Genomic DNA, 24,446 nt, shown 5'->3' with positions numbered 1-24,446 from the left:
CAGTACGCCCGCGGTACCTCAGCCCGCCGTCTCCCCGCCCTTCCGGGTGGGCGAGGCGGCGGGCTTCGCCGCCCCCGTGCCCGCCGCGGCCCGGCGCCCGCTCCCGCGCGGCACGGGCAGCGGGACCGGCGCCGTCCCGGGCCGCCTGAGTGCCCGCGTCACCACCTCCCGGCGGCCGAGCCGCGCCCCGTGCCGTACGCACTCCTCGTAGCGCTCGTCGCCCAGCTGCTCCCGCGCCGCCGCCTCGCACAGCTCGTGCGGTGCGTTGTAGTGCGCCGAGCCGAACAGCGGCAGCCCCACCGACGGCCACATCCGCCCCGCCCCGCCCTGCAGCACCGCCGCCTCCGCGGCGTCGCCCTCCGCCACGGTGACCAGGGCCAGCAGTTCCACCGCCAGCACCGATCCCAGCTGGTCCCGGAAGCGGTGCGCACCGCGCAGACAGTCGACCAGCAACTCGCGGGCCCGCGCCGGCTCACCGTCGTTCCAGGCCGCGTAGGCCAGCACGTACAGGGCGTAGCCCCTGGCCCAGCGCTCCCCGTGGTCCTCGCACACCCGGCGCACGTCCTCGCACAGGAGCACCGCGTCCGGCAGGTCGCCCTGGAACGCCAGGGCCATCGCCAACTCCACCTGACCCATCAGGACGTTGCTGTTGAGCTCGCCGATCTCCCGGTAGCGGTGCAGCGCCGAGCGCAACAGCGTCTCCGCGCGCGGCATGTCGTCCGTGACCAGCGCCAGACAACCGGTGCGGTGCTCCGCGTACGCCACCGCCGTCGGGTTGGCCGACCGCTCGGCCTCCTCCCGGCACTCGTGGAGCGCCGCGAGCGCGTGCGCGGTGTCGCCCTGGAGGACCGCCACGTAGCCGAGCACCCACAGTGCCTTGAGCCGGGACTGCTCGCCCGCCGTGCCCTCCGCGTCCAGCCGCACCGCCTGCTCCAGCCACCGCCGCCCCTCCGACAGCCGTCCGCAGCCCACCCAGTGGAACCACAGGGCGCCCGCGAGGTACTGGCCCAGATGCGCCTCGTCCGGCTCGGTCAGGGAGTGCTCCAGCGCCCCGCGCAGATTCGGCAGCTCCGCCTCCACGCGCGCGGCGACCTCCATCTGGCGCGGGGAGAACCACTCCAGCTCGCACCAGGTCGCCAGGCCCACGAACCAGTCCCGGTGCCGGCGCCGCAGCCGCGCCGCGTCCCCCGTCGCCTCCAGCCAGTCGGCGCCGTAGGCCCGCACCGTGTCGAGCATCCGGTAGCGCACCCCGGCCGGGGTCTCCTCGCGGGCCAGCACGGACTGGGCGAGCAGCGCGGACAGCACGTCCAGCACCTCGTCGGCGGGCAGCCCGTCGCCGCTGCACACGTACTCGGCCGCCTCCAGGTCGAACGAGCCCGTGAACACCGACAGCCGCGCCCACAGCAGCCGCTCCCCGGGCGTGCACAGCTCGTGGCTCCAGCCGATCGCCGTGCGCAGGGTCCGGTGCCGGGGCAGCGCGGTGCGGTCCCCGCCGGTCAGCAGGCGGAACCGGTCGTCCAGCCGTTGCAGCATCTGCCGCGGGGACAGCGCGCCCAGCCGGCCCGCAGCCAGTTCGATGGCCAGCGGAATGCCGTCCAGGCGCCGGCACAGCTCGCGCACCTCCCCGTCGCCCTCGTCCGCGGCAGCGCCGTACCCGCGTCCCGCCTGCCGCTGCCCCGCACGCACCGTCAGCAGCTCCACCGCCTCCTCCGGGCGCAGCGGCGCCAGCGGCAGCACCTGCTCACCGGCCACCGCCAACGGCCTGCGGCCGACCGCCAGCACCCGCAGCCCGGGGGCACGGCCCAGCAGCTCGGCCACCAGCGAGGCGCACGCGTCCACCAGGTGCTCGACCCCGTCCAGGACCAGCAGCAGCTCCCGGTCGGCGAGGTGCGCCAGCAGCGTCTCGCGCGGCAACCGGGTGGTGTGGTCGACCAGGCCCAACGCCTCCACCACCGCGTAGTCGACGAACTCCTCGTCGCGCACCGGCGACAGCTCCACCCGCCACACCCCGTCCCTGGGCGCGCACCGCGCGGCCGTCCGCACCGCCAGCCGGGACTTCCCGACCCCGCCCGCCCCGGTCACCGTCACCAGCCGCCCCGAGCCCAGTGCCCGGGCCAGCTCCGCGAGTTCCGCGGCTCTTCCCACGAAGGCGTCCAGTTCCAGCGGGAGGTTGCCGTGGGGGATGCGGTCGCGCCGAAGGTCTCGCATGAGACACGGAGCGTACTGAACCGTATTCACTCCGTACAATCGCTTCGCCCGACTCCCTCGTTCTCCCCGGGACGCGGACGGTAATCCGGTACGGAGCCCCGCGCCCGGCGCGATAGGCTCGGTGCACGACTTTTTGATGTTCAGGCACGTCTTTCAGGGAGCGGGTGCGACAGTGTCCGGTGGCGAGGTGGCCGGAATCCTGGTGGCCGTCTTCTGGGCGATCCTGGTCTCCTTCCTCGCCGTGGCACTGGCGAGGCTGGCCCAGACGCTCAGGGCGACCACCAAGCTGGTGGCGGACGTGACCGACCAGGCCGTCCCGTTGCTGTCCGACGCCTCGTCGGCGGTGCGTTCCGCGCAGACCCAGATCGACCGCGTCGACGCGATCGCCTCGGACGTCCAGGAGGTCACGTCGAACGCCTCGGCGCTGTCCACCACCGTGGCCTCCACCTTCGGCGGCCCCCTGGTCAAGGTCGCCGCGTTCGGGTACGGCGTGCGCCGGGCACTCGGCGGCCGCAAGGAGGACGGGCCGGCGAGCCCGGCCAAGCAGCCGCGGCGCACCGTGATCGTCGGCCGTACGATCCCGGCCGCGCGGCGGATGAAGCGGAAGAAGGACTGATCCAGCGATGTTCCGCCGTACGTTCTGGTTCGGCACCGGTGTCGCCGCCGGTGTGTGGGCCACCACCAAGGTCAACCGGAAGCTCAAGCAGCTGACCCCGGAGAGCCTCGCCGCGACCGCGGCGAACAAGGCGCTGGACGCGGGCACCCGGCTCAGGGACCGCGCGGTGGGCTTCGCCCTCGACGTCCGCGAGAACATGGCCCAGCGGGAGGCCGAACTGGACGACGCGCTCGGGCTGAACGCCCCCGTCGACCGTGAACTGCCCGCACTGCGGCACCACGCCGCCATCGAGAACCGCAACACCGAACACCGCAAGAACCCGAAGTCCGTCGTCGACGTCCAGACGACGCACTCGTACAACCGGAATGAGGACCACTGATGGAGTCGGCCGAGATTCGTCGCCGCTGGTTGAGCTTCTTCGAGGAGCGCGGTCACACCGTCGTCCCTTCGGCGTCGCTCATCGCGGACGACCCGACTCTGCTCCTCGTCCCGGCCGGCATGGTGCCGTTCAAGCCCTACTTCCTGGGTGAGGTCAAGCCGCCCTTCGACCGCGCCACCAGCGTGCAGAAGTGCGTGCGCACGCCGGACATCGAAGAGGTCGGCAAGACCACCCGCCACGGCACGTTCTTCCAGATGTGCGGCAACTTCTCCTTCGGCGACTACTTCAAGGAAGGCGCCATCAAGTACGCCTGGGAGCTGCTCACCAGCGCCCAGGACAAGGGCGGTTACGGCCTCGACCCCGAGCGCCTGTGGATCACCGTCTACCAGGACGACGACGAGGCCGAGCGCATCTGGCACGACGTCGTGGGCGTCCCCTCCGAGCGCATCCAGCGCCTCGGCAAGAAGGACAACTACTGGTCCATGGGCGTCCCCGGCCCCTGCGGCCCCTGCTCCGAGATCAACTACGACCGCGGCCCCGAGTTCGGCGCCGAGGGCGGCCCCGCCGTCAACGACGAGCGGTACGTGGAGATCTGGAACCTCGTCTTCATGCAGTACGAGCGTGGCGAGGGCATCGGCAAGGAGGAGTTCGAGATCCTCGGGGAGCTGCCGAGCAAGAACATCGACACCGGCCTCGGCCTGGAACGCCTCGCCATGATTCTGCAGGGCGTGCAGAACATGTACGAGATCGACACCTCCATGGCCGTCATCAAGAAGGCCACCGAGCTGACCGGCGTGGCCTACGGCGACGCCCAGGCCTCGGATGTCTCCCTGCGCGTGGTCACCGACCACATGCGCACCTCCGTGATGCTCATCGGCGACGGCGTCACCCCCGGCAACGAGGGCCGCGGCTACGTCCTGCGCCGCATCATGCGCCGCGCCATCCGCAACATGCGCCTCCTCGGCGCCACCGGCCCGGTCGTCAAGGAACTGATCGACGTAGTGATCGGCATGATGGGGCAGCAGTACCCCGAGCTGATCACCGACCGCGAGCGGATCGAGAAGGTCGCCCTCGCCGAGGAGAACGCCTTCCTGAAGACGCTGAAGGCCGGCACCAACATCCTCGACACCGCCGTGAGCGACACCAAGGCCTCCGGCGGCACCGTCCTCGCCGGCGACAAGGCCTTCCTGCTCCACGACACCTGGGGCTTCCCGATCGACCTCACCCTGGAGATGGCCGCCGAGCAGGGCCTGTCCGTGGACGAGGACGGCTTCCGGCGCCTGATGAAGGAGCAGCGGGAGCGTGCCAAGGCCGACGCCCAGGCCAAGAAGACCGGCCACGCCGGTGCCGGCGCCTACCGCGAGATCGCCGACCAGGCCGGCGCCACCGACTTCGTCGGCTACACGGACACCGAGACCGAGTCCACGATCGTCGGCATCCTCGTCGACGGCGCCTCCTCCCCGGCCGCGACCGAGGGCGACGAGGTCGAGATCGTCCTCGACCGCACCCCGTTCTACGCCGAGGGCGGCGGCCAGATCGGCGACACCGGCCGGATCAAGGTCGACACCGGTGCCGTCGTCGAGATCCGCGACTGCCAGAAGCCGGTCCCGGGCGTCTACGTCCACAAGGGCGTCGTCCAGGTCGGCGAAATCACCGTCGGCGCCAAGGCCCACGCCTCCATCGACGACCGGCGCCGCAAGGCCATCGCCCGCGCCCACTCGGCCACCCACCTCACTCACCAGGCGCTGCGCGACGCCCTCGGCCCGACGGCCGCCCAGGCCGGTTCCGAGAACCAGCCGGGCCGTTTCCGCTTCGACTTCGGCTCGCCGGCCGCCGTGCCGACGGCCGTGATGAGCGACGTCGAGCAGAAGATCAACGAGGTGCTCGCCCGCGACCTCGACGTGCGCGCCGACGTCATGGGCATCGACGAGGCCAAGAAGCAGGGCGCCATCGCCGAGTTCGGCGAGAAGTACGGCGAGCGCGTGCGCGTCGTGACCATCGGCGACTTCTCCAAGGAGCTGTGTGGCGGCACCCACGTGCACAACACCGCCCAGCTCGGCCTGGTCAAGCTGCTCGGCGAGTCCTCCATCGGCTCCGGCGTGCGCCGTATCGAGGCCCTGGTCGGCGTGGACGCCTATAACTTCCTCGCCCGTGAGCACACGGTCGTCGCCCAGCTCCAGGAGCTGATCAAGGGCCGCCCGGAGGAGCTCCCGGAGAAGGTCTCCGCCATGCTCGGCAAGCTCAAGGACGCCGAGAAGGAGATCGAGAAGTTCCGCGCCGAGAAGGTCCTCCAGGCCGCCGCCGGCCTCGCCGAGTCCGCCAAGGACGTACGCGGTGTGGCCGTCGTCACCGGCCAGGTCCCCGACGGCACCACCGCCGACGACCTGCGCAAGCTCGTCCTCGACGTGCGCGGCCGCATCCAGGGCGGCCGGGCCGCGGTCGTCGCCCTGTTCACCACGGTGAACGGCAAGCCCCTCACGGTCATCGCCACCAACGACGCCGCCCGCGACCGCGGCCTCAAGGCCGGTGACCTGGTGCGCACCGCCGCCAAGACCCTCGGCGGCGGCGGTGGCGGCAAGCCGGACGTCGCCCAGGGCGGCGGCCAGACCCCGGCCGCCATCGGCGAGGCCGTCGACGCCGTCGAGCGCCTCGTGGCGGACACCGCCAAGTGAGCGGCGCGGCGAACGGCCGGAGGGACGACGGCCAGATGGACCAGCGAGCGGACCGCCGGACGGACGACCGTGCGAACGGCCGGACGGACGAGCCTACGGGCAGCCGGACGGATGATCAGACGGACGGCGGCCCGGTCATGCGCCGCGGCCGCCGCCTGGCCGTCGACGTCGGGGACGCCCGCATCGGGGTCGCCTCCTGCGACCCCGACGGGATTCTCGCCACCCCGGTGGAGACCGTCCCCGGCCGCGACGTCCCGGCGGCGCACCGCCGGCTGCGCGCGCTGGTCGAGGAGTACGAGCCGATCGAGGTCGTCGTCGGCCTCCCCCGCTCCCTCAAGGGGGGCGAGGGCCCGGCCGCGGCCAAGGTCAGGCGCTTCGCGCAGGAGCTGGCCCGGGGCATCGCGCCGGTCCCGGTCCGGCTCGTCGACGAGCGGATGACGACGGTGACGGCGACCCAGGGGCTGCGCGCCTCGGGCGTGAAGTCCAAGAAGGGCCGGTCCGTCATCGACCAGGCCGCCGCCGTGATCATCCTCCAGCAGGCCCTGGAATCCGAACGGGTGTCAGGCAGGCCACCCGGCGAGGGCGTCGAAGTGGTCATCTGATCGCGATACGGTAACGTTCCGCGCGATGCGGAGGCATTCGAACAGCCACCGCACAGCAAGAGGCGGAACGGAAGCCGGCCCCCATGACAGGCCGCGCGCCCCCGCCTCGCGGCTCTAGGGGATCGATGACTGAGTATGGCCGGGGCCAAGGCCCCGAACCGTGGCATCCGGAGGACCCGTTGTACGGGGACGGCGGATGGGGCGGGCAGCAGACCCACACGGGTCAGCAGCCCCCCTACGGCGGCCAGCCGCAGCAGTATCCGGAGCAGCCGCAGTCGCAGCAGCAGTACGGCGACTGGGGCAACGGCGGCCAGCCCGCATACGGTCACCAGCCGCAGTACGACCCGTACGGGCAGCAGCACCCCGAGCAGCAGTACGACCAGTACGGCCGGCCGCAGTACGACCAGTCGCAGCATGACCAGTCGCAGTACGACCAGCAGTACGGCGACCAGCAGTACGGCGACCAAGCGCACCCCCAGCACCAGCAGGGCTACGGCGACGGCGGCTGGGGCTCCGGCGCCCAGCCCGAGGCGCAGTACCCCGCCGACCCGTCGGACCCCTACGGCCGGCAGGCCGCCTACGGCCCGGACCAGCCGGACTACTACGGCACCCCGGAGGCCTATCCGCCGCCGGAACCGCCCACGCGCCGGCGCGCCGAGCCCGAACCGCAGCGGACCGACTGGGACCCGGGCCCCGACGAGGGCGAGCACGCCTTCTTCGCGGGCGGGGACGCGGAGGAGGACGACGACGAGCCCGCCGACAACGGCCGCGGCGAGCGCAGGGCCCGGGGCGGCGGGAAGCCCAAGAAGCGCCGCAACGGGTGCGCGTGCCTGGTGGTCTGCCTGGTGCTCGGCGGCGGCGTCGCGGGTATCGGGTACTTCGGCTACCAGTTCTACCAGGAACGTTTCGGCGCGGCCCCCGACTACGCGGGCGACGGCAACGGCGAGCAGGTCACCGTCACCATCCCCAAGGGCGCCGGCGGCTCGACGATCGGCCAGGAGCTCAAACGCAAGGGCGTGGTGAAGAGCGTCGACGCCTTCACCGCCGCCCAGCAGAGCAACCCGCGCGGCAAGAGCATCCAGGACGGCGTGTACACGCTGCAGAAGGAGATGTCCGCCGAGAGCGCGGTCGAACTCCTGCTCAACCCCGACAGCCGGAGCAACCTGATCATCGCCGAGGGCAAGCGCAACGTCGACATCTACAAGATGATCGACAAGCAGCTCGGCGTGGACGAGGGCACCACGGCCAAGGTCGCCAAGACCGAGTGGAAGAGCCTCGGCCTGCCCGAGTGGGCGATGAACCACAAGGACGTGAAGGACCCGCTGGAAGGGTTCCTCTACCCGTCCAGCTACTCGGCGGCCAAGGGGCAGAAGCCCGAGGAAGTGTTGAAGCAGATGGTGGCGCGGGCCACCGAGAAGTACGACGAACTGGGGCTGGAGGAGAAGGCCGAGGAGCTCAACCTCGAAGGGCCGTGGCAGCTGCTGACCGTGGCGAGCCTGGTTCAGGCCGAGGGCAGGAGCCACGAGGACTTCCGCATGATGGCCGAAGTCATCTACAACCGCCTGAAGCCAGGCAACACGCAGACCAACGGGATGCTCGAGTTCGACTCGACGTACAACTACGTCAAGAACCAGAGCAAGCTCGACCTGTCGCTCAGCAAGCTGCGCAACTACGACAACCCGTACAACACGTACTACTACAAGGGCTTGCCGCCCGGACCGATCAGCAACCCCGGTGAGGACGCGCTGAAGGGCGCGCTCAACCCGACCGACGGCGGTTGGTACTACTTCATCTCGCTCGACGGCAAGACGAGTGAGTTCACCAAGACCAACAAGGAACACCAGAAGCTGGTCGACAAGTGGAACGCCTCGAGGAAGAACTGATGCCCGCACGCCGTCGAGCCGCCGTTCTGGGCTCCCCGATCGCCCACTCCCTGTCGCCGGTGCTGCACCGCGCCGCTTACACGGAGCTGGGCCTGGACGGCTGGACGTACGACCGCTTCGACGTCGACGAGGCGGCCCTGCCGGGCTTCTTCGGGGAACTCGGCCCCGAGTGGGCCGGGCTGTCGCTGACCATGCCGCTGAAGCGGGCGGTCATCCCGCTGCTCGACTCGATCAGCGAGACCGCCGCCTCCGTGGACGCGGTCAACACCGTCGTCTTCACCGAGGACGGCCGCAGGACCGGCGACAACACGGACATCCCGGGTATGGTCGCCGCCCTGCGCGAGCACGGCATCGATAAGACCGAGACCGCCGCGATCCTCGGCGCCGGCGCCACCGCCTCCTCCGCGCTGGCCGCCCTGGCCCGGATCTGCACCGGCGAGATCGCCGTCTACGTCCGCAGCGAGGCGCGCGCCGCCGAGATGCGGGGCTGGGCCGAGCGCCTGGAGGCCGACGTGCGCATCGCCGACTGGGCGGACGCCGAGGAGGCGCTGCGCGCCCCGCTGGTCGTGGCCACCACCCCGGCCGGCACCACCGACGCCCTCGCCGCCGCCGTCCCGGAGATGCCCGCGACCCTCTTCGACGTGCTCTACGACCCGTGGCCCACCGCGCTCGCCGCCCGCTGGTCCGCGTACGGCGGCGCCGTCGTCGGCGGCCTCGACCTGCTGCTGCACCAGGCGGTGCTCCAGGTGGAGCAGATGACCGGCCGGTCGCCGGCGCCGCTCGCGGCGATGCGTGCGGCCGGGGAGCGCGCGCTCGCCGGCTGACCCTCCCTCGCGGAGCCGGGGGCCCGCTCGCGCACTGTCCGTCCAGCGGACCGATTCCGGGCCCTGCCCGCGGACGTGGGAGGATCGGAGGTGGCGGGCCGGGGCCGCGCACCCGGCCGGGCCGTTGCCGTACGTGGTCAGGACGCGTACGCAAGGCATAACCGGGGCGCGAGCACTGAGGAGCACCGTTGAGCAGGTTGCGCTGGCTGACCGCGGGGGAGTCCCACGGTCCCGCACTCGTCGCGACGCTGGAGGGTCTGCCCGCCGGCGTGCCGATCACCACGGACATGGTGGCGGACCATCTGGCGAGGCGGCGGCTCGGCTATGGCCGCGGTGCGCGGATGAAGTTCGAGCGTGACGAGGTCACCTTCCTCGGTGGCGTCCGGCACGGACTCACCCTCGGTTCCCCGGTCGCGGTCATGGTGGGCAACACCGAGTGGCCCAAGTGGGAGCAGGTCATGGCGGCCGACCCGGTCGACCCGGAGGTACTGGCCGGTCTGGCCCGCAACGCGCCGCTGACCCGCCCGCGCCCCGGGCACGCCGACCTCGCCGGCATGCAGAAGTACGGCTTCGACGAGGCCCGCCCGATCCTGGAGCGCGCCTCCGCGCGGGAGACGGCGGCCCGGGTGGCGCTGGGCGCGGTCGCCCGGTCGTACCTCAAGGAGACGACCGGCGTCGAGATCGTCAGCCATGTGGTCGAGCTGGCCGCCGCCAAGGCACCCCAGGGCGTGTACCCGACGCCGGCCGACGTCGAGAAGCTGGACGCCGACCCGGTGCGCTGCCTGGACGCCGACGCCTCGAAGGCGATGGTCGCCGAGATCGACCAGGCCCACAAGGACGGCGACACCCTCGGCGGTGTCGTCGAGGTCCTCGCCTACGACGTGCCGGTGGGCCTCGGCTCGCACGTTCACTGGGACCGCAAGCTCGACGCACGGCTCGCGGGCGCGCTCATGGGCATCCAGGCGATCAAGGGCGTCGAGATCGGCGACGGCTTCGAGCTGGCCCGCGTGCCCGGCTCCCAGGCCCACGACGAGATCGTGAACACGGCCGACGGCATCCGCCGGGTCTCCGGCCGCTCCGGCGGCACCGAGGGCGGCCTCACCACCGGCGAGCTGCTGCGGGTGCGCGCCGCGATGAAGCCGATCGCCACCGTGCCGCGCGCCCTGAAGACCGTGGACGTCACCACCGGCGAGGCCACGCAGGCACACCACCAGCGCTCCGACGTGTCCGCCGTGCCGGCCGCCGGCATCGTCGCCGAGGCGATGGTCGCCCTGGTCCTGGCGGACGCGGTGGCGGAGAAGTTCGGCGGCGACAGCGTGACCGAGACCCGCCGCAACGTGCGGTCCTACCTCGACAACCTGGCGATCCGGTGAGCGCCCCGCTGATCGTCCTGGTCGGCCCGATGGGAGTCGGCAAGTCCACGGTGGGGCAGCTGCTGGCCGAGCGCCTGGGCACCGGTTACCGGGACACGGACGCGGACATCGTCACCACGCAGGGGCGGGCCATCGCCGAGATCTTCGTCGACGAGGGCGAAGCCGCCTTCCGGGCCCTGGAGAAGGAGTCCGTGCGGACCGCGCTCGCCGAGCACGAGGGCGTCCTCGCCCTCGGCGGCGGCGCGATCCTGGACGCGGACACCCGCGCGCTGCTCGCCGGGCAGCGCGTCGTCTACCTCTCGATGAACGTCGAGGAGGCCGTCAAGCGCACCGGCCTGAACGCCGCGCGCCCGCTGCTCGCGGTCAACCCGCGCAAACAGTGGCGCGAGCTGATGGAGGCCCGCCGCCACCTCTACGAGGAGGCCGCCACGGTCGTCGTGGCCACCGACGGCCGTACGCCCGAAGAAGTCGCCGAAGCCGCCCTGGACGCACTGGAGTTGAAAGAAGCATGAGCGAGGCAGTCACCCGGATCCAGGTCGGCGGCACCCCGGGTTCCGACCCCTACGAGGTCCTGGTGGGCCGTCAGCTCCTGGGCGAACTGGGCGGCCTGATCGGCGCCAAGGCCAAGCGGGTCGCGGTCATCCACCCCGAGGCCCTCGCCGAGACCGGTGACGCGCTGCGCGCCGACCTCGCCGAGCAGGGCTACGAGGCGATCGCCATCCAGGTGCCCAACGCGGAGGAGGCCAAGACCGCGGAGGTCGCCGCCTACTGCTGGAAGGCGCTCGGTCAGTCCGGCTTCACCCGGACCGACGTCATCGTCGGCGTCGGCGGCGGCGCCAGCACCGACCTGGCCGGCTTCGTGGCCGCGACCTGGCTGCGCGGCGTGCGCTGGATCGCCGTGCCCACCACCGTGCTGGCCATGGTGGACGCGGCCGTCGGCGGCAAGACCGGCATCAACACCGCCGAGGGCAAGAACCTCGTCGGCTCCTTCCACCCGCCGGCCGGTGTCCTGTGCGACCTGGCCGCGCTGGACTCGCTGCCGGTCAACGACTACGTCTCCGGACTCGCCGAGGTCATCAAGGCCGGCTTCATCGCCGACCCGGCGATCCTGGACCTGATCGAGGCCGACCCGCAGGCCGCGCGCACCCCGGCCGGACCGCACACCGCCGAGCTGATCGTGCGCTCCATCAAGGTCAAGGCGGAAGTCGTCTCCTCCGACCTGAAGGAAGCGGGCCTCAGGGAGATCCTCAACTACGGCCACACCCTCGGCCACGCCATCGAGAAGAACGAGCGCTACAAATGGCGCCACGGCGCCGCCGTCTCCGTCGGCATGCACTTCGCCGCCGAACTGGGCCGCCTCGCGGGCCGCCTGGACGACGCCACCGCCGACCGGCACCGCAGCATCCTCGAAGCGGTCGGCCTGCCGCTGCACTACCGCTACGACCAGTGGCCCAAGCTCGTCGAGAACATGAAGGTCGACAAGAAGTCCCGCGGCGACCTCCTGCGCTTCATCGTCCTGGACGGCCTCGCCAAGCCCACGGTGCTGGAGGGCCCCGACCCGGCCGTCCTCCTCGCCGCCTACGGCGAGGTGGGCGAGTAGTACCCCGGCGTACCTTCCGTCCGATTCGCCTTGCGTGACGGGCACTTCACACCGCCCCCGGCCGTTCACCAAACGACGGCCGGGGGCGGTACCGTTCGGTAGCAGCGGGCGGGCCACCCCCTCCCGCCGTCAGCGCCCATCGCCTGTACGAGACGGAGTGGCACCGGATGCAGCACGCAGTGGGTTCTCCGCTGCCGCCGCCCCCTCAGCCGGGGCACGGACCGGCCGTCGGCTGGTCCCCGGCCGCACACCACCCGGGCCCGCACCAGGGGGCCGCCCCGGTACCGCCGCCCGTGGCGCCGGGACACCCCGCGCAGGCCCCGCCTCCACACCCCGTGGCCCCCCAGCACGCCCCGGGCCCGCACCAGGCGCCAGGGCCCCACCGGGCCGCCCCCGTACCGCCCGCGCCGGACACCGGCGGCACCACCGGCCACGTTCCGCTGCCGCCCGGCGCCCCCGTGGCCGTGCCCAGCGTCCCGCCCGCCGCGACGGCCCTGCCCGACCCCGCCTCGGCCACCCTCGCGGTACTGCTCATCGGTCCCGCGGGCGCCGGCAAGACCAGCGTCGCCAAGTACTGGGCGGACCACCGCCGGGTGCCCACCGCGCACATCAGCCTCGACGACGTCCGCGAATGGGTCCGCTCCGGCTTCGCCGACCCCCAGACCGGGTGGAACGAGAACAGCGAGGCGCAGTACCGCCTCGCCCGCCGCACCTGCGGCTTCTCCGCCCGGAACTTCCTCGCCAACGGCATCTCCTGCATCCTCGACGACGCGGTCTTCCCGGACCGCCCGGTCGTCGGCCTCGGCGGCTGGAAGCGGCACGTCGGACCCGGCCTGCTCCCGGTCGTCCTCCTGCCGGGCCTCGACATCGTCCTGGAACGCAACGCCGAACGCAGCGGCAACCGCCGCCTCACCGACGAGGAGGTCGCCCGCATCCACGGCCGCATGGCCGGCTGGTACGGCTCCGGCCTCCCGATCATCGACAACTCCCAACTCGACGTACCGGAAACGGCAAGGGTCCTGAACGAGGTCCTCTCCCGCTCGATAGCAAGCCCACCGAACTGGTAAGCGCGGGGAGGGGCAGCGCCGGAAGGGGCGCGGGGAACTGCGCGAGAAGCCCCACCGGCGGTCGGACGCCACACAACAACCACCCCCACCCCAGTTGGCGCACCCGGCAAGCCCACTCGGCCTCTCCCAAGCGGCGCCCGCTCAGCGAAGCTCATACGCTCGGCTCATGTCACAGGTGTACGCGGCCCGCCGAACCCGCCTACGAGAACGCTGCAACGCGGGCGGCAGCGCGGCGGCGCTCGTCTCCCGCCCCGCCAACGTGCGCTACCTCGCGGGCACCGCCCCGCACGGCGCCGTGCTGCTCCTGGGCAAGAGCGAGGATCTCCTGGTCTGCTCCGCCCCTCCGGACGACCGGCCGGCCGACGGAAGGCCCGACGACTCACTCCCGGTGCGCGCGCTGCCCGGCCCCGGCGGCGACGCGGCCGTCGCGGCCACCGGCCTCGCGGCGGCCCAGGGCGCCGAGTCCCTCGCCACCGAGGACCACCACCTCACCGTGGTCCGGCACCGCGCCATGCGCTCGGTCGCACCGCGTCTGCGCCTGACCGACCTCGGCCAGGCGGTCGAGCAGCTCCGGGTGGTCAAGGACGAGGAGGAGATCTCCTGCCTGCGCATCGGCGCAGAGATCGCCGACCAGGCCCTCGGTGAGCTGCTGGAGTCCATCCTCGTGGGCCGTACCGAGCGGCACCTCGCCCTGGAGCTGGAACGCCGCCTGGTGGACCACGGCGCCGACGGCCCTGCCTTCCCGACGTCCGTCGGCACCGGTCCGAACTCGGGGCGTCGCGGCCACCGCCCGACCGACCGGCGGGTGGAGGAGGGCGACTTCCTCTCCGTCTGCCTGGGTGCCACCTACCGCGGGTACCGCTGCGAGATCGGCCGTACGTTCGTCATCGGGACCTCGCCGGCCGACTGGCAGATCGAGTTGTACGACCTCGTATTCTCCGCCCAGCGGGCCGGCCGGGAAGCCCTCGCACCCGGCGCGGCCTGCCGGGACGTGGACCGGGCCGCCCGACAGGCACTGGATTCGGCCGGGTACGCTGAGCACCTTCCCGCCCTCACCGGTCACGGGGTCGGACTCGAAATCGACGAGGACCCGCAGTTGGCCCCCGCGGCCATGGGTAAACTGGACGCTTGTGTGCCGGTCACCGTCGAACCGGGGGTCCACCTCCCGGGCCGGGGCGGGGTCCGGATCGATGACACGCTCGTCGTGCGCCCCGAGGCGGACGGCGGACCCGAGCTACTCACCATCACGACCAAGGAGCTGCTCGCGCTCTAGCCTTCGCGCTGTGCGCATGTCCGCACCGAGGTCGTCCACGTCAGTCCAGTCCAGGAGATTCCCAAACCGTGGCTTCCACGAACGACCTCAAGAACGGCCTGGTGCTCAAGCTCGAAGGCGGCCAGCTCTGGTCCGTCGTCGAGTTCCAGCACGTCAAGCCCGGCAAGGGCCCGGCCTTCGTGCGCACCAAGCTCAAGAACGTGCTCTCCGGCAAGACCGTCGACAAGACCTTCAACGCCGGGGTCAAGGTCGAGACGGCCACTGTCGACAAGCGTGACATGCAGTTCTCGTACATGGACGGCGAGTACTTCGTCTTCATGGACATGCAGACCTACGACCAGCTGCACATCGACCGCAAGGTCGTCGGCGACGCCGCCAACTTCCTGATCGAGGGCTTCGAGGCCACCGTCGCGCAGCACGAGGGCGAGGTGCTCTTCGTCGAGCTGCCGGCCGCCGTCGAGCTGGTCATCCAGGAGACCGAACCGGGCGTCCAGGGCGACCGCTCCACCGGCGGCACCAAGCCCGCCACCCTGGAGACCGGTCACCAGATCAACGTCCCGCTCTTCATCACCACCGGTGAGAAGATCAAGGTCGACACCCGCGACAGCAGCTACCTCGGCCGGGTGAACAGCTAACCGTGGCTGCCCGCAACACGGCCCGCAAGCGCGCCTTCCAGATCCTCTTCGAGGGCGATCAGCGCGGCGCCGACGTCCTGACGGTCCTCGCCGACTGGGTCCGGCACTCCCGGTCCGACACCCGGCAGCCGCCGGTGAGCGAGTACACGATGGAGCTGGTCGAGGGCTACGCCGCGCGCGCCGAGCGCGTCGACGAGCTCATCGCCCAGTACTCGGTCGGCTGGACGCTCGACCGGATGCCGGTCGTCGACCGCAACATCCTGCGCCTGGGCGCGTACGAGCTGATCTGGGTCGACGAGACCCCGGACGCCGTCGTCCTGGACGAGATGGTGCAGCTGGCGAAGGAGTTCTCCACGGACGAGTCGCCCGCGTTCGTCAACGGACTGCTCGGCCGGCTGAAGGAGCTCAAGCCTTCGCTGCGTCGCGACTAGCTCCACGACGTGCCAAAACCGCCGGGGTGGCGGGAACCGTTCGGTTCCCGCCACCCCGGCGGCACGTTTCTGCTGAGGCTGCTGCGGCTCAGATGTCCTCGTGGGACGCCACCGCGCGGCGCGCGTCCGCGTCCAGGACGCCCCAGCTGATCAGCTGCTCGGTCAGGACCGAGGGCGACTGGTCGTAGATGACGGCGAGCGTGCGCAGGTCGTCCTGGCGGATCGAGAGCACCTTGCCGTTGTAGTCACCGCGCTGCGACTGGATCGTGGCCGCGTAGCGCTGGAGCGGGCCCGCCTTCTCGGCCGGCACCGTGGCCAGCCGCTCCAGGTCCAGGACCAGCTTCGGCGGGGGCTCGGCGGCACCGCCCGGGGTGGTGCCCGGAAGCAGCTCCTGCACGGGAACGCCGTAGAAATCCGCCAGCTCGGCGAGGCGCTGCACGGTCACGGCGCGGTCGCCGCGCTCGTACGAACCGACCACGACGGCCTTCCAGCGGCCCTGGGACTTCTCCTCGACACCATGGAGGGAAAGGCCCTGCTGGGTGCGGATGGCCCGGAGCTTGGCCCCGAGCTGTTTGGCGTATTCGCTGGACATATGGCTCCCCGGACAAGGTGTCGACGCGGTCTGCACAGGGTGCGCACCCGCGCGGCTGGTAACTCACTGTGAGGTTACGCAGCGTTACTCTTCTGCGTCAAGCCGAATGGTCCGCACCGACTCTTCCGTGGTATTCGCCTTCCATTGCTCCGAACGGGTGGTGGCGGGATGGCGGAAGGGTGACGCGGGAGTGTCCGGGGGGTCGTCAAGACGGTTCTGTGAGCCTGATACCGTAGGTGGTGCACAGCCCGACGTCCTTTAAGGTCCGTCCCGTGAGGCGGAGAAGGAGGTCCGTTTCGTATGGACAAGCAGCAGGAAACGCCCTCGGGCGCACAATCCGATGCGCGGCCCGTTCTCGAAGGCCCCGACATCGCGCGGGTGCTGACCCGCATCGCCCACGAGATCGTCGAACGCGCCAAGGGCGCCGACGACGTGGTGCTCCTCGGCATCCCGACCCGCGGCGTCTTCCTCGCCCGGCGGCTCGCCGACAAGCTCGAGCAGATCACCGAACGCAAGATGCCGGTCGGCTCGCTCGACATCACCATGTACCGCGACGACCTGCGCATGCACCCGCCGCGCGCCCTGGCCCGCACCGAGATCCCCGGCGACGGCATCGACGGCCGCCTGGTCGTCCTCGTCGACGACGTGCTCTTCTCCGGCCGCACCATCCGCGCCGCCCTCGACGCGCTGAACGACATCGGCCGCCCGCGCGCGGTGCAGCTCGCCGTGCTCGTCGACCGCGGTCACCGCGAACTGCCCATCCGCGCCGACTACGTCGGCAAGAACCTCCCGACGTCGCTGCGGGAGACGGTCAAGGTCCAGCTCGCCGAGGAGGACGGTCGCGACACCGTGCTGCTCGGTGCCAAGCCGGCCTCCCCGGGCGCCCACCCGTAGCACCCCGCGTACGCGCCCAGCCGTGCCGTACGCCCGCTCGGTGTGCCCGCACGCACGGCCGCCCGAATTATCCCGCTCTTCCGCATGAATCGCCCTACGGAGCCTGACAGATGCAGCGTCATCTCATCTCGGCCGCCGACCTCACCCGCGACGACGCCGTCCTGATCCTCGACACCGCCGAGGAGATGGCCCGGGTCGCCGACCGGCCGATCAAGAAACTGCCGACCCTGCGCGGCCGGACCGTCGTCAACCTCTTCTTCGAGGACTCGACGCGGACCCGGATCTCCTTCGAGGCCGCCGAGAAGCGCCTGTCGGCGGACGTCATCAACTTCACCGCCAAGGGCTCCAGCGTCTCCAAGGGCGAGTCCCTCAAGGACACCGCCCAGACCCTGGAGGCCATGGGCGTCGACGCCGTCGTCATCCGGCACAGCGCCTCCGGCGCCCCCTACCGCCTGGCCACCTCCGGCTGGATCGACGCCCACGTCATCAACGCCGGCGACGGCACCCACCAGCACCCCACCCAGGCTCTGCTGGACGCCTTCACCATGCGCCGCCGCCTGGTCGGCCCCGACGCCGGCCTCGGCAAGGACCTCGACGGCCGCCGCGTCACCCTCGTCGGCGACATCCTGCACAGCCGCGTCGCCCGCTCCAACGTCGACCTGCTGCACACCCTCGGCGCCGAGGTCACCCTGGTCGCCCCGCCCACCCTGCTGCCGGTCGGCGTCGAGACCTGGCCCTGCGAGGTCTCCTACGACCTCGACTCCACCCTGACCAAGTCCGACGCGGTGATGCTGCTGCGCGTCCAGCGCGAGCGCATGAACGCCGCGTTCTTCCCCACCGAGCGCGAGTACTCCCGCCGCTACGGCCTCGACGGCGACCGCATGGCGAAGATGCCCGACCACGCCATCGTGATGCACCCCGGCCCGATGGTCCGCGGCATGGAGATCACCGCCGAGGTCGCCGACTCCGACCGCTGCACCGTCGTCGAGCAGGTCACCAACGGCGTCTCCGTCCGGATGGCCGTCCTCTACCTGCTGCTCGGCGGAGCCGAGCCCGCCGTCACCCACGCCCGCCCCACCGAGGAGAAGTAAGAACATGAGCAAGATCCTGATCCGCGGTGCGAAGGTGCTCGGCGGCGAGCCGCAGGACGTGCTGATCGACGGCACCGTCATCGAGGCGGTCGGCGAGAACCTCTCCGCCGAGGGCGCCGAGGTGATCGAGGCGGGCGGCAAGGTGCTGCTGCCCGGCCTGGTCGACCTGCACACCCACCTGCGCGAGCCCGGCCGCGAGGATTCCGAGACCGTCCTGACCGGCACCCGCGCGGCGGCGAGCGGCGGCTACACCAACGTGTTCGCCATGGCCAACACCTTCCCGGTCGCCGACACCGCCGGTGTCGTCGAGCAGGTGTGGCGGCTCGGCCAGGAGTCCGGCTACTGCGACGTGCAGCCCATCGGCGCCGTCACCGTCGGCCTGGAGGGCGCCAAGCTCGCCGAACTGGGCGCCATGCACGAGTCCGCGGCCGGCGTCACCGTCTTCTCCGACGACGGCAAGTGCGTCCACGACGCGGTGATCATGCGCCGTGCCCTGGAGTACGTGAAGGCCTTCGGCGGCGTCGTCGCCCAGCACGCCCAGGAGCCCCGGCTGACCGAGGGCGCCCAGATGAACGAGGGTGTCGTCTCCGCCGAGCTGGGCCTCGGCGGCTGGCCGGCCGTCGCCGAGGAGTCGGTCATCGCGCGGGACGTGCTGCTCGCCGAGCACGTCGGCTCCCGCGTCCACATCTGCCACCTGTCGACCGCCGGGTCCGTCGAGATCGTCCGCTGGGCCAAGTCCCGCGGCATCGACGTCACCGCCGAGGTCACCCCGCACCACCTGCTCCTCACCGACGAGCTGGTCCGGTCCTACAACCCGGTCTACAAGGTCAACCCGCCGCTGCGCACCGAGCGCGACGTGCTGGCCCTGCGCGAGGCGCTCGCCGACGGCACGATCGACATCGTCGCCACCGACCACGCCCCGCACCCGCACGAGGACAAGGACTGCGAGTGGGCCGCCGCCGCCATGGGGATGGTGGGCCTGGAGACCGCGCTGTCGGTGGTGCAGGAGACCATGGTGGACACGGGCCTGCTGGACTGGGCCGGCGTCGCCGACCGGATGTCCTTCAAGCCCGCGCAGATCGGACAGGCCACCGGACACGGCCGTCCCGTCTCGGCTGGTGAGCCCGCCAACCTCACCCTCGTCGACACGGAATACCGTGGCCAGGTGGACCCCGCGGGCTTCGCCTCGCGCAGCCGCAACACCCCGTACGAGGGTCGCGAGCTGCCGGGCCGTGTGACGCACACGTGGCTGCGGGGCAAGGCCACGCTCGTCGACGGGAAGCTCACGTGACATCTGTAGCACCGGTAATCCTGCTGGCCGCCGAGAAGGAATCGGCGGAAGTGACCGACTGGGCCGCCCGGATCGGCTGGGTCGTCGGCCTCGGCCTGTTCGTCGCGCTCGTCTACTGGCTGATGCGCGAGGGCTGGAAGTGGCGCGGCACCCTCCAGGGCGACCTCCCGGAGCTGCCCGGCGCGCCGGACGACCCGGGTGCGGCCAAACTGACGATGAGTGGCCGCTACCACGGCTCCACCACCGCCGGGCAGTGGCTGGACCGCATCGTGGCGCACGGCCTGGGCACCCGCAGCCGGGTCGAGCTCACCCTGACGGACGCGGGCCTGGACGTCGTACGCCCCGGCGCGAACGACTTCTTCGTCCCCGTCGCCGCGCTGCGCGAGGCCCGGCTCGACAAGGGCATCGCCGGCAAGGTGCTCACCGAGGGCGGCCTGCTGGTCGTCACCTGGGAGCACGGCGACAAGCAGATCGACTCCGGCTTCCGCTCCGACCACGCGGCCGAGCACAACGAGTGGGTCGAAACCCTGAACGACATGATCAACAAGACGGAAACGGAAGGCGCACGATGACGACCTCCACCCGGGGAGCCGACAAGGCTCCCGCCGTACTCGTCCTGGAGGACGGCCGGATCTTCCGCGGCCGCGCCTACGGGGCCGTGGGGGCCACGTTCGGCGAGGCCGTGTTCTCCACCGGCATGACCGGCTACCAGGAGACCCTCACCGACCCGTCGTACCACCGCCAGGTCGTCGTGATGACCGCCCCGCACATCGGGAACACGGGCATCAACGACGAGGACATGGAGTCCAAGAAGATCTGGGTCTCCGGCTACGTCGTGCGCGACCCCGCGCGCGTGCCCTCCAGCTGGCGCTCCCGCCGCACGCTGGACGACGAACTGGCCGCCCAGGGCGTCGTCGGCATCTCCGGCATCGACACCCGCGCGCTCACCCGCCACCTGCGCGAGCGCGGCGCCATGCGCGTCGGCATCTTCAGCGGCGACGCCATCCAGGACGACGCCGCGCTGCTGGCCCGCGTCCAGGAGGCCCCCGAGATGACGGGCGCCGACCTCTCCGCCGAGGTCGCCACCACCGAGGCGTACGTCGTCCCCGCGATGGGCGAGAAGAAGTTCACCGTCGCCGCCGTCGACCTCGGCATCAAGGGCATGACCCCGTACCGGATGGCCGAGCGCGGCATCGAGGTGCACGTGCTGCCCGCGACCGCCACCGTCGAGGACGTCTACGCCGTCAACCCGGACGGTGTCTTCTTCTCCAACGGCCCCGGCGACCCGTCCACCGCCGACCACCCCGTCTCCGTCATGCAGGGTGTCCTGGAGCGCGGCACCCCGCTCTTCGGTATCTGCTTCGGCAACCAGATCCTGGGCCGCGCCCTCGGCTTCGGCACCTTCAAGCTGAAGTACGGCCACCGCGGCATCAACCAGCCCGTGCAGGACCGTACGACCGGCAAGGTCGAGGTCACCGCGCACAACCACGGATTCGCCGTCGACGCCCCGCTCGACAAGGTCTCCGACACCCCCTACGGCCGCGCCGAGGTCTCCCACGTCTGCCTCAACGACAACGTGGTGGAGGGCCTCCAGCTCCTCGACAAGCCGGCCTTCAGCGTCCAGTACCACCCCGAAGCGGCAGCGGGCCCGCACGACGCCGCCTACCTGTTCGACCGCTTCGTGAACCTCATGGAGGGCCAGCGTGCCTAAGCGCACCGATATCCAGTCCGTCCTGGTCATCGGCTCCGGCCCGATCGTCATCGGCCAGGCCGCCGAGTTCGACTACTCCGGCACCCAGGCGTGCCGGGTGCTGAAGTCCGAGGGCCTGCGGGTCATCCTCGTGAACTCCAACCCGGCGACGATCATGACCGACCCGGAGATCGCCGACGCCACCTACGTCGAGCCGATCACCCCCGAGTTCGTCGAGAAGATCATCGCCAAGGAGCGCCCCGACGCGCTGCTGCCCACCCTGGGCGGCCAGACGGCCCTCAACACCGCGATCTCCCTGCACGGCAACGGCGTCCTGGAGAAGTACGGCGTCGAGCTGATCGGCGCCAATGTGGAGGCCATCAACAAGGGCGAGGACCGCGACCTGTTCAAGGAGGTCGTCGAGGAGGTCCGCAAGAAGATCGGCCACGGCGAGTCCGCCCGGTCCTACATCTGCCACTCCATGGACGACGTCCTCAAGGGCGTCGAGGAGCTCGGCGGCTACCCGGTCGTCGTCCGCCCCTCCTTCACCATGGGCGGCGCCGGCTCCGGCTTCGCCCACGACGAGGAGGAGCTGCGCCGCATCGCCGGCCAGGGCCTCACCCTCTCGCCGACCACCGAGGTGCTCCTGGAGGAGTCCATCCTCGGCTGGAAGGAGTACGAGCTGGAGCTGATGCGCGACAAGAACGACAACGTCGTGGTCGTCTGCTCCATCGAGAACTTCGACCCCATGGGCGTGCACACCGGCGACTCGATCACCGTGGCGCCCGCGATGACGCTGACCGACCGCGAGTACCAGGTGCTGCGCGATGTCGGCATCGCGATCATCCGCGAGGTCGGCGTCGACACCGGCGGCTGCAACATCCAGTTCGCGGTGAACCCCGAGGACGGTCGCGTGATCGTCATCGAGATGAACCCGCGCGTGTCGCGTTCGTCCGCGCTGGCCTCCAAGGCGACCGGCTTCCCGATCGCCAAGATCGCCGCCAAGCTCGCCGTCGGCTACACCCTCGACGAGATCCCGAACGACATCACGCAGGAGACCCCGGCCTCCTTCGAGCCGACCCTCGACTACGTGGTCGTCAAGGCCCCGCGTTTCGCCTTCGAGAAGTTCCCGAGCGCCGACTCCACCCTCACCACCACCATGAAGTCGGTCGGCGAGGCCATGGCCATCGGCCGCAACTTCACCGAGGCCTTCCAGAAGGCGCTGCGCTCGCTGGAGAAGAAGGGCAGCCAGTTCACCTTCGTCGGCGAGACGGGCGACAAGAAGGCGCTGCTGGAGGAGGCCGTCCGGCCCACCGACGGCCGCATCAACGCCGTCATGCAGGCCATCCGCGCGGGCGCCACGCCCGAGGAGGTCTTCGAGTACACGAAGATCGACCCCTGGTTCGTCGACCAGCTCTTCCTGATCAAGGAGACCGCCGACGAGCTGGCCGCCGCCCCCGAGCTGACCGCCGACCTGCTCGCCGAGGCCAAGCGGCACGGCTTCTCCGACCAGCAGATCGGCGAGATCCGCGGCCTGCGCGAGGACGTCGTCCGCGAGGTGCGGCACGCGCTCGGCATCCGCCCGGTCTACAAGACGGTCGACACCTGCGCCGCCGAGTTCGCCGCGAGGACGCCGTACTTCTACTCCTCCTACGACGAGGAGACCGAGGTCGCGCCGCGCGAGAAGCCCGCCGTCATCATCCTGGGCTCCGGCCCGAACCGCATCGGCCAGGGCATCGAGTTCGACTACTCCTGCGTCCACGCCTCCTTCGCGCTCAGCGACGCCGGGTACGAGACCGTGATGGTCAACTGCAACCCGGAGACCGTCTCCACCGACTACGACACCTCCGACCGGCTGTACTTCGAGCCGCTCACCCTGGAGGACGTCCTGGAGATCGTCCACGCGGAGCAGCAGGCCGGACCGGTCGCGGGCGTCGTCGTCCAGCTCGGCGGCCAGACCCCGCTGGGCCTGTCCCAGGCGCTCAAGGACAACGGCGTACCGATCGTGGGCACCTCGCCCGAGGCCATCCACGCCGCCGAGGACCGCGGCGCCTTCGGCCAGGTCCTGGCGCAGGCCGGGCTCCCGGCCCCCAAGCACGGCACCGCCACCACCTTCGCCGGGGCCAAGGCCATCGCCGACGAGATCGGCTACCCGGTCCTGGTGCGGCCCTCCTACGTCCTTGGCGGACGCGGCATGGAGATCGTCTACGACGAGACCCGCCTGGAGGCGTACATCGCCGAGTCGACCGAGATCAGCCCGTCCCGGCCGGTCCTGGTCGACCGCTTCCTCGACGACGCCATCGAGATCGACGTCGACGCCCTGTACGACGGCGAGGAGCTGTACCTCGGCGGCGTCATGGAGCACATCGAGGAGGCCGGCATCCACTCCGGCGACTCGGCGTGCGCCCTGCCCCCGATCACGCTCGGCGGCTTCGACATCAAGCGGCTGCGCGCCTCCACCGAGGGCATCGCGGCGGGCGTCGGCGTGCGCGGCCTGATCAACATCCAGTTCGCGCTGGCCGGGGACATCCTGTACGTCCTGGAGGCCAACCCGCGCGCCTCGCGCACCGTCCCCTTCACCTCGAAGGCGACCGCGGTGCCGCTGGCGAAGGCCGCCGCCCGCATCTCGCTGGGCGCGACCGTCGCCGAGCTGCGCGCCGAGGGCCTGCTCCCGGCGAACGGCGACGGCGGCACGCTCCCGATGGACGCGCCGATCTCCGTCAAGGAGGCCGTGATGCCGTGGTCCCGCTTCCGGGACATCCACGGCCGCGGCGTCGACACGGTGCTCGGCCCGGAGATGCGCTCCACCGGCGAGGTCATGGGCATCGACTCCGTCTTCGGCACGGCGTACGCCAAGTCGCAGGCCGGTGCCTACGGCCCGCTGCCGACCAAGGGACGGGCGTTCATCTCGGTCGCCAACCGGGACAAGCGCTCGATGATCTTCCCGGCCCGCGAGCTGGTCGCCCACGGCTTCGAGCTGCTCGCCACCTCCGGCACCGCCGAGGTCCTCAAGCGCAACGGCATCAACGCCACAGTCGTGCGCAAGCAGTCCGAGGGCACCGGACCGAACGGTGAGAAGACCATCGTCCAGCTCATCCACGACGGCGAGGTCGACCTCATCGTCAACACCCCGTACGGCACCGGCGGCCGCCTCGACGGCTACGACATCCGTACGGCGGCCGTGGCCCGCTCCGTGCCGTGCCTGACGACGGTCCAGGCGCTGGCGGCGGCGGTTCAGGGCATCGACGCTCTCAACCACGGAGACGTGGGAGTGCGCTCACTCCAGGAACACGCGGAATTCCTGACCGCGGCCCGCGACTAGCAG

Annotated in this window: 21 protein-coding genes; 19 read left to right on the top strand and 2 right to left on the bottom strand. The window is 71.3% G+C overall.

Annotation, left to right across the window (positions count from 1 at the left end):
* Positions 1-18: 18 nt before the first annotated feature.
* Entirely contained in the window at positions 19-2,208 is a 2,190-nt protein-coding gene (locus tag KUM03_RS35380) for a regulator (protein WP_217254655.1), read from the bottom strand.
* A gap of 172 nt (positions 2,209-2,380) precedes the next feature.
* On the opposite strand from KUM03_RS35380, the gene KUM03_RS35375 reads away from it, so the two are divergent.
* From KUM03_RS35375 to nusB, 13 genes are all read left to right on the top strand, one after another.
* A complete protein-coding gene (locus tag KUM03_RS35375) occupies positions 2,381-2,824 on the top strand; it encodes a DUF948 domain-containing protein (protein WP_217254654.1) in 444 nt (147 codons plus the stop codon).
* Positions 2,825-2,831: 7 nt separating this feature from the next.
* Entirely contained in the window at positions 2,832-3,203 is a 372-nt protein-coding gene (locus KUM03_RS35370; protein ID WP_217254653.1) for a hypothetical protein, read from the top strand.
* Positions 3,203-5,875 carry an alanine--tRNA ligase gene (gene alaS, locus KUM03_RS35365; protein ID WP_217254652.1) on the top strand — a complete coding sequence of 891 codons (2,673 nt, stop codon included), beginning with the start codon at positions 3,203-3,205 and terminating at the stop codon, positions 5,873-5,875. Before KUM03_RS35370 ends, alaS begins: the two co-directional genes overlap by 1 nt.
* Positions 5,876-6,012: 137 nt before the next feature.
* Positions 6,013-6,477 (top strand): Holliday junction resolvase RuvX, encoded by a 465-nt coding sequence (gene ruvX, locus KUM03_RS35360; protein WP_217254651.1) that lies wholly within the window; start codon positions 6,013-6,015, stop codon positions 6,475-6,477.
* Positions 6,478-6,602: 125 nt separating this feature from the next.
* On the top strand, positions 6,603-8,360 hold the full coding sequence (gene mltG, locus KUM03_RS35355) for an endolytic transglycosylase MltG (RefSeq protein WP_217254650.1): 1,758 nt from the start codon (positions 6,603-6,605) through the stop codon (positions 8,358-8,360).
* Positions 8,360-9,184 (top strand): shikimate dehydrogenase, encoded by an 825-nt coding sequence (locus KUM03_RS35350; protein WP_217254649.1) that lies wholly within the window; start codon positions 8,360-8,362, stop codon positions 9,182-9,184. Before mltG ends, KUM03_RS35350 begins: the two co-directional genes overlap by 1 nt.
* 188 nt (positions 9,185-9,372) lie before the next feature.
* Positions 9,373-10,557: a chorismate synthase gene (gene aroC / locus KUM03_RS35345; protein WP_217254648.1), complete on the top strand. Its 1,185-nt coding sequence runs from the start codon at positions 9,373-9,375 to the stop codon at positions 10,555-10,557.
* On the top strand, positions 10,554-11,069 hold the full coding sequence (locus tag KUM03_RS35340; RefSeq protein ID WP_217254647.1) for a shikimate kinase: 516 nt from the start codon (positions 10,554-10,556) through the stop codon (positions 11,067-11,069). The genes aroC and KUM03_RS35340 overlap by 4 nt, the downstream gene beginning before the upstream one ends.
* The gene (gene aroB / locus KUM03_RS35335; protein WP_217254646.1) at positions 11,066-12,157 is read left to right on the top strand and encodes a 3-dehydroquinate synthase; all 1,092 of its coding nucleotides are present in this window, start codon (positions 11,066-11,068) and stop codon (positions 12,155-12,157) included. The genes KUM03_RS35340 and aroB overlap by 4 nt, the downstream gene beginning before the upstream one ends.
* 167 nt (positions 12,158-12,324) lie before the next feature.
* A complete protein-coding gene (locus KUM03_RS35330; RefSeq protein WP_217254645.1) occupies positions 12,325-13,224 on the top strand; it encodes a Pro-rich N-terminal domain-containing protein in 900 nt (299 codons plus the stop codon).
* A 166-nt stretch (positions 13,225-13,390) separates the two neighbouring features.
* Complete coding sequence (locus tag KUM03_RS35325; protein ID WP_073730806.1) at positions 13,391-14,497, top strand: aminopeptidase P family protein; 1,107 nt, start codon at positions 13,391-13,393, stop codon at positions 14,495-14,497.
* A gap of 68 nt (positions 14,498-14,565) precedes the next feature.
* Positions 14,566-15,132: an elongation factor P gene (efp, locus tag KUM03_RS35320; RefSeq protein ID WP_217254644.1), complete on the top strand. Its 567-nt coding sequence runs from the start codon at positions 14,566-14,568 to the stop codon at positions 15,130-15,132.
* A gap of 2 nt (positions 15,133-15,134) precedes the next feature.
* Complete coding sequence (nusB, locus tag KUM03_RS35315; RefSeq protein WP_217254643.1) at positions 15,135-15,563, top strand: transcription antitermination factor NusB; 429 nt, start codon at positions 15,135-15,137, stop codon at positions 15,561-15,563.
* Positions 15,564-15,651: 88 nt separating this feature from the next.
* Here the strand turns inward: nusB and bldD are convergent, their stop codons facing one another.
* Positions 15,652-16,155 carry a transcriptional regulator BldD gene (gene bldD / locus KUM03_RS35310; RefSeq protein WP_019325075.1) on the bottom strand — a complete coding sequence of 168 codons (504 nt, stop codon included), beginning with the start codon at positions 16,153-16,155 and terminating at the stop codon, positions 15,652-15,654.
* A 300-nt stretch (positions 16,156-16,455) separates the two neighbouring features.
* Between bldD and pyrR the strand changes: the two genes are divergently transcribed.
* From pyrR to carB, 6 genes are all read left to right on the top strand, one after another.
* Positions 16,456-17,049 carry a bifunctional pyr operon transcriptional regulator/uracil phosphoribosyltransferase PyrR gene (pyrR, locus tag KUM03_RS35305; protein WP_217254642.1) on the top strand — a complete coding sequence of 198 codons (594 nt, stop codon included), beginning with the start codon at positions 16,456-16,458 and terminating at the stop codon, positions 17,047-17,049.
* A 110-nt stretch (positions 17,050-17,159) separates the two neighbouring features.
* Positions 17,160-18,140, top strand: a complete 981-nt coding sequence (locus tag KUM03_RS35300) for an aspartate carbamoyltransferase catalytic subunit (protein WP_125633233.1) — start codon at positions 17,160-17,162, stop codon at positions 18,138-18,140.
* A gap of 4 nt (positions 18,141-18,144) precedes the next feature.
* A complete protein-coding gene (locus tag KUM03_RS35295; RefSeq protein WP_217254641.1) occupies positions 18,145-19,431 on the top strand; it encodes a dihydroorotase in 1,287 nt (428 codons plus the stop codon).
* Positions 19,428-20,003, top strand: coding sequence for a hypothetical protein (locus KUM03_RS35290; protein WP_217254640.1), 576 nt, complete (start codon positions 19,428-19,430; stop codon positions 20,001-20,003). Before KUM03_RS35295 ends, KUM03_RS35290 begins: the two co-directional genes overlap by 4 nt.
* Positions 20,000-21,142: a glutamine-hydrolyzing carbamoyl-phosphate synthase small subunit gene (gene carA / locus KUM03_RS35285; RefSeq protein WP_217254639.1), complete on the top strand. Its 1,143-nt coding sequence runs from the start codon at positions 20,000-20,002 to the stop codon at positions 21,140-21,142. Before KUM03_RS35290 ends, carA begins: the two co-directional genes overlap by 4 nt.
* Positions 21,135-24,443 carry a carbamoyl-phosphate synthase large subunit gene (gene carB, locus KUM03_RS35280; RefSeq protein ID WP_217254638.1) on the top strand — a complete coding sequence of 1,103 codons (3,309 nt, stop codon included), beginning with the start codon at positions 21,135-21,137 and terminating at the stop codon, positions 24,441-24,443. The genes carA and carB overlap by 8 nt, the downstream gene beginning before the upstream one ends.
* The last annotated feature ends 3 nt before the right edge of the window (positions 24,444-24,446 follow it).

This window comes from Streptomyces sp. AC602_WCS936 (assembly GCF_019049125.1).
Classification (GTDB): Bacteria; Actinomycetota; Actinomycetes; order Streptomycetales; family Streptomycetaceae; genus Streptomyces.
The sequence above is the reverse complement of the archived record's forward strand: the minus strand, read 5'-3'. Positions and strand labels throughout refer to the sequence as shown.

Coding starts and splice junctions, on each gene's coding strand:
- KUM03_RS35380 (WP_217254655.1), bottom strand. CDS start 2,208: ATGCGAGACCTTCGGCGCGACCGCATCCCCCACGGCAACCTCCCGCTG.
- KUM03_RS35370 (WP_217254653.1), top strand. CDS start 2,832: ATGTTCCGCCGTACGTTCTGGTTCGGCACCGGTGTCGCCGCCGGTGTG.
- alaS (WP_217254652.1), top strand. CDS start 3,203: ATGGAGTCGGCCGAGATTCGTCGCCGCTGGTTGAGCTTCTTCGAGGAG.
- ruvX (WP_217254651.1), top strand. CDS start 6,013: ATGCGCCGCGGCCGCCGCCTGGCCGTCGACGTCGGGGACGCCCGCATC.
- mltG (WP_217254650.1), top strand. CDS start 6,603: ATGACTGAGTATGGCCGGGGCCAAGGCCCCGAACCGTGGCATCCGGAG.
- KUM03_RS35350 (WP_217254649.1), top strand. CDS start 8,360: ATGCCCGCACGCCGTCGAGCCGCCGTTCTGGGCTCCCCGATCGCCCAC.
- aroB (WP_217254646.1), top strand. CDS start 11,066: ATGAGCGAGGCAGTCACCCGGATCCAGGTCGGCGGCACCCCGGGTTCC.
- KUM03_RS35330 (WP_217254645.1), top strand. CDS start 12,325: ATGCAGCACGCAGTGGGTTCTCCGCTGCCGCCGCCCCCTCAGCCGGGG.
- KUM03_RS35325 (WP_073730806.1), top strand. CDS start 13,391: ATGTCACAGGTGTACGCGGCCCGCCGAACCCGCCTACGAGAACGCTGC.
- bldD (WP_019325075.1), bottom strand. CDS start 16,155: ATGTCCAGCGAATACGCCAAACAGCTCGGGGCCAAGCTCCGGGCCATC.
- pyrR (WP_217254642.1), top strand. CDS start 16,456: ATGGACAAGCAGCAGGAAACGCCCTCGGGCGCACAATCCGATGCGCGG.
- KUM03_RS35300 (WP_125633233.1), top strand. CDS start 17,160: ATGCAGCGTCATCTCATCTCGGCCGCCGACCTCACCCGCGACGACGCC.
- KUM03_RS35295 (WP_217254641.1), top strand. CDS start 18,145: ATGAGCAAGATCCTGATCCGCGGTGCGAAGGTGCTCGGCGGCGAGCCG.
- carA (WP_217254639.1), top strand. CDS start 20,000: ATGACGACCTCCACCCGGGGAGCCGACAAGGCTCCCGCCGTACTCGTC.